The sequence below is a fragment of the Schlesneria sp. genome (assembly GCF_036405755.1).
Classification (GTDB): Bacteria; Planctomycetota; Planctomycetia; order Planctomycetales; family Planctomycetaceae; genus Schlesneria; species Schlesneria sphaerica.
In genome coordinates this window covers 1-4988 of record NZ_DASWWZ010000238.1, presented here as the reverse complement: position 1 = coordinate 4988, position 4988 = coordinate 1, and the positions used below count along the sequence as shown (strand labels likewise).

Genomic DNA, 4988 nt, shown 5'->3' with positions numbered 1-4988 from the left:
TGAGAACACTTGTTGCTGCAATCATCGGCATCGTTTATCTGGCCCCCGAGTGGGTCGCGGCAGAGCAATTGCCCACCGCAAAACGGGTTTCGCGATGGGGTGACGAAGGGCTGCCGAAGCTGACCACGTCACGGGTGACTGGATCCCCTGAGCCCCCATTGCCCTATACCACGCAGCGCGTCTATCCCCAACTGAAAATCAACTTCCCTGTTTCGATCATCCACCAACCGGGCAGCGACCGGCTGTGGACGATTACCTTTGACGGACCTTCCGGAACAACACTGATTCGTCGGTTTGTAGACTCGGTTGATGTCACCGAACTGGAAACGGTGATTCCGTCAGAACCGGGGAACGTCGCCACCGATGTGCTTTTTCATCCCCAGTTCGAGCAGAACGGTTATGTTTTCATCGGGCATAATGAGCCCGTGACTGCGGGAGGAGAAAAGTACTGCCGGATTTCGAGGTACAAGGTCAATCCACGACCACCCTACGAAGTGGACGTCAGCTCGAAGACCACGATTATTGAGTGGCCCTCGGACGGCCACAACGGCGTTGCCATGGCGTTCGGTCTGGACGGCATGTTCTACGTGACTTCAGGCGATGGGACGTCTGACAGTGATACCAACCTGCGCGGCCAGGAAATGTCGCACCTGACGGCGAAAGTGCTCCGAATCGATATCGAACATCCCGAAGAAGGGAAGCACTACTCGGTTCCTGGTGATAACCCATTCGTTGGTCGGGACGGGATCGCACCGGAAACGTGGGCTTTTGGTCTACGTAATCCGTGGAGAATGACTGTCGATCGTCAGACGGGACACCTGTGGGTCGGAAATAATGGTCAGGATCTGTGGGAGCAGGTCTATTTCGTCCGCAAGGGTGACAATTATGGCTGGTCCGTGTTCGAGGGAAGTTATCCTTTCTATCTGGAACGGCAAATGGGCCCTGCCCCGTATGTCAAACCGACGCTCGAGCATCACCACTCGGAAGCCCGCTCACTGACCGGTGGTATTGTTTACTACGGCCAGAAACTGCCCGAACTGCGTGGTGCTTATATTTACGGGGATCATTCAACAGGCAAGGTCTGGGGAGCCCGACATGACGGAACAAACGTGCTCTGGCACCGTGAACTCGTCGACACTCCGTTCCATATCCCCGGCTTCGGTACTGATTCAAAAGGGGAGTTTCTGGTTGCCGATTACGCGGGCAACGGCGAAGGAGGCTTCTACACGCTCATCCCCACTCCTCCCCCTGACAATACGGTTCCCTTTCCTCGCACGCTGAGCGAAAGCGGTCTCTTTGAATCCGTGAAGGGACACATTGTTCAGCCCGCTCTGATTCCCTACGACGTGAATGCACCCCTGTGGTCTGACGGAGCTGGCAAGGCGCGGTTCATTGCCATTCCGGGAGACTCGTCCAGGATCGAAATTACGGGGGCTCGCGGCTGGAATTTTCCCGACGACACCGTGATTGTGAAATCGTTCTCGCTGGATTTCATCGAAGGGGATCCGAATTCACGCCGCTGGATCGAGACCCGCTTTCTGACAAAACAGCAGAATGAATGGGTGGGGTACTCATACCGTTGGAACGAAGAACAGACGGATGCCGCTTTGGTTTCCCAGGAAGGGATGGATCAGGAATTCACGATCAAGACTGCGGAGGGGACGCGTCAGCAGGTCTGGCATTATCCCAGTCGTGCAGAGTGCATGGTGTGCCATAGCCGAGCTGCAGGCTTTGTGCTGGGACTGAGCACCGGCCAGATGAATCGCTCGGCCATTGATCTACCGCTGCATGCAGGCGCAAGCTCCGAACCTTCCAGCAATGGCACATCGGCATCCGCGAATGGAGACCTGCCGCTGGAGAATCAGTTGGAAATGCTTCAGAGGTTGGGATTACTCAAACTGGATAAAACACCCGCTGAACTCGAGCGTCTTGTGAATCCCTATGATGAAGCCGCTCCGCTGGAACTACGAGCGAAGTCGTACCTGCATGCCAACTGCGCGAACTGTCACGTGGAAGCAGGAGGTGGTAACTCACAAATACAGCTTGAATTTGTGACGGCACTGGATCAGATGAAAGTGATCGACGCTGTGCCGGTCCACGACAAGTTCGGATTGCCCGACGCTCGCATCGTCGCTCCGGGACACCCCGAGCGATCCGTCATTCTCCAGCGCGTCGCGAAGCGAGGTCGGGGTCAGATGCCGCAGCTCGCCACTTCGCTCGTTGACCAGCCCGCGGTCGAAATGCTGAGCGCCTGGATCAAAAGTCTGACCATGTCATCGAAAACGACATCGACTGGGGAATAGGAACATTTCCCTCAATTTCGATTCCGATTAGCGCGAAGTGTCGAACTGTGTTAACTGGTCGAACTGTGGCAACTGATTGATGCCCACTGATTGACCAGTCCGTTCCCATGTAAAGATTGCAAGCACTCAGCCCTGGCAAGAGCGGTCCGGCCCGTCATCGAGCGCTTGAGCTTTGAATGAGTTGCTCAAGGAACGGATCCTCAGGTCGATCGTCGTGCGAGGCCGCCCGCGTCCGATGCCGTTGCTGGGGAATTGGGTTATCGCAGATTAGACACTGCAGAGATCCGGTTCGCAGCGATGTCCTGTGAAAAGCTTGCTCTAAAGGTAAATCTCAGACAATTTGCCGGGCTCTGCAGGTTACCAGGCTGCCCCCGACGGATCAGCGGTCTTCATCGTCACGCTGTTGGACCTTCCGGTTCTGTGAGACTTTGGCAGCGGCAGAGTTGACTGCTCTGACGGTGAAAAGAGGTTCCTGCATTCCATCACGGCTTCGTCGAGTGGGGACCTGGGCGATTTCCAGGTCTCGTTCGGCGTCGAGGGAGAAGGGATGAATCTCTTCAGGATCGCCCAGTCTCGGTTCGTTGTCAGGCGACTGACCACGGATCAGCGGGCCGTCGTTCCGATTGCGGTCTCGTGTGGCGATCTGTGTTCCGGCAGGCAGTTTGGCACTTCCCGCAAGGACCCAGTCATCCCATTCCCGTTCCAGTGATTCAATACTCTGGAACCCGTAGAGCTGGTTTAATGCGACTTCCCAGCCCCGTTCGTGTGCTAAAGCCATCAGTCGTAGATACTGCGGCTTGTCAGCGTGTTGGATCAGGAAATCCGCAAGTGAATGTCCTTCTGCGTAGAGGGTGAGAACGTCTTGCTTATCTTCCGGATAGTTCTTGATATCAAGCAGCGTTCGCAGCGGGATTTTCCGTCGCGTCCCCATCACACGGGAATGAATATCGCGAAGACGGTTTCGTTCGGAGTCGTGTTCGATCAGCGACGCAGCTCCCTCATCAGCCCAGCGTGGTAGCGGGCGGCGGAAGTGACTGGCAAAGATTGTGTGATTGATTTCATGGGGAAGGACGGAATCGAGAATGCGTTGCTCGCTTCCCTGAACCTCCATTTTCCAGCCGTAGACTTCACCACCTTGAAAGTTAAAGGTGGTGGCTCCCCCTGCCCCCATCGACCCGACTTTTACGGAGATGGGGCATGGGTGCTTCCAGTTTCCCGGTAGCGGCTTGCCGGTCCATTCAATGGCGAGCTCACGACGGTAGACTTCGGCAGCGTCACCGACTTGTTTGGCAAAATCCGGTGTCGGGGCATCGACGGAAAAATTGGGAGTGCGATAGGTCGCGCCGACCGACGCGAGAGCGCCAATCAGAAGTAATCCACGGAAGAAAGCGTCCATGCTGGTTCCGAAATCGAATGAAGCGGATTTTTCGTCGAATCGGCATCATGCCAATTCGCGATCGGGCAGGGAAAATTCAAGCAACTGTCGCACCGAATCACATTCGGCAAAAGCTGCCGGAACACTCTTTGAGTCGGAATCTCTTACGCCGAAATCTCTTATGGATTTCGAAATTGGCCCGGCAACGCATTCTCTCAGATCAGGCGGGTGATGTCCAGCTTGTAAAGATTACACGGATGGTGAGGAGTTTAGCGGAGACGAGGAGACTTTGCAGGGAAAGCGAGAGAGTTCAGGTGTTAGAATCGATGGAATCCACATCCCCCGAGATTTGCGGAACGGCAGCAAACGGCGCCTGACTGCACCCTGGCTGGAACCGGGCCGTTAAGTCTGAAAACTTACACTCGGCTTTCGCCGCGATTTACCCGATATGTAGTTCGTCGCTGACTGAAACGCGGCAGGCCGGAATATGGCCCTCAGGCGGGATGGATCTCGCAGGACAATTTCGACAGAGATCCAGAGCACATTCAACCGGAGTCCGCCATCTTGGCCCATTCGCATTTGCTGGTTCAACACCTACTAAAACAGCTGGAAACTCATCAGCGGGACCGGCGCGATCGCGTACGACGACCCGAATGGTTGACCGCGCTGGTTCACCAGTCTGCCGCTCTGTTTTCTCCCCTCCGCGGCGTCGGACGAGTCGGTTCGCAGTGCGAATATACAGATGGCGGCTGGGAAGCGCGGCTGTACCTCGGATTTACAGAGATCGTCGGAGGTAAGGACGACGGTCACTCGCAACTGATTGGATTCGAGTTCGATTTTCGCCGGTTGACGGACCTGTTCACGCAGGTGGACCAGTTTCTCTGGAACGTCGGTGCTTCGAGTAGTGGCACGAACTCGTCATTTGTGACTCTGGTCGGCACGATTGATGACAATCAGGTCTGCTTGAAAATCTACTCCCGACCTCCGGTGGAAGCTGGCCCTGCGTTTCACCGACGTGTTGACGGGACGCTGAACGCGATCGGCTAGGCGACCACACAATTTGGCGATAACACAGGGCCCGCTGAATATCGCCCTGCGGTATCGAGCACGGGGGGTATTCGCATCCCCCGCACCAAGTATGGCACTCCGGAGGCGCCCGTTCCTGTTCCCATCGAGCAGGGATTTTCTTCAACGGGCCTGAACTGTTTCTCTCATCTCCGTTGGTCCCCGACGCACCGGCGATCCTGTGACTGAGGACGGCGTGTGGTGAGGACGCTGTTCGGACTTCCTGCGCCTTGATTCTCTACTTG

Annotated in this window: 3 protein-coding genes; 2 read left to right on the top strand and 1 reads right to left on the bottom strand. The window is 56.0% G+C overall.

The window, feature by feature from the left end:
* The coding region (locus VGE80_RS08490; protein WP_440592344.1) for a PQQ-dependent sugar dehydrogenase at window positions 1–2303 on the top strand (2303 nt) is incomplete at its 5' end.
* Window positions 2304–2682: 379 nt separating this feature from the next.
* On the opposite strand, the gene VGE80_RS08485 is transcribed toward VGE80_RS08490, so the two are convergent.
* On the bottom strand, window positions 2683–3699 hold the full coding sequence (locus VGE80_RS08485; RefSeq protein ID WP_373652581.1) for a hypothetical protein: 1017 nt from the start codon (window positions 3697–3699) through the stop codon (window positions 2683–2685).
* Window positions 3700–4242: 543 nt separating this feature from the next.
* Here VGE80_RS08485 and VGE80_RS08480 point away from each other — a divergent pair.
* Window positions 4243–4725: a hypothetical protein gene (locus VGE80_RS08480; RefSeq protein WP_397569630.1), complete on the top strand. Its 483-nt coding sequence runs from the start codon at window positions 4243–4245 to the stop codon at window positions 4723–4725.
* Window positions 4726–4988 lie beyond the last annotated feature (263 nt).

Bases quoted from the DNA above. Each gene is read 5' to 3' on its own strand.
- VGE80_RS08485 (WP_373652581.1), bottom strand. From the start codon at position 3,699: ATGGACGCTTTCTTCCGTGGATTACTTCTGATTGGCGCTCTCGCGTCG.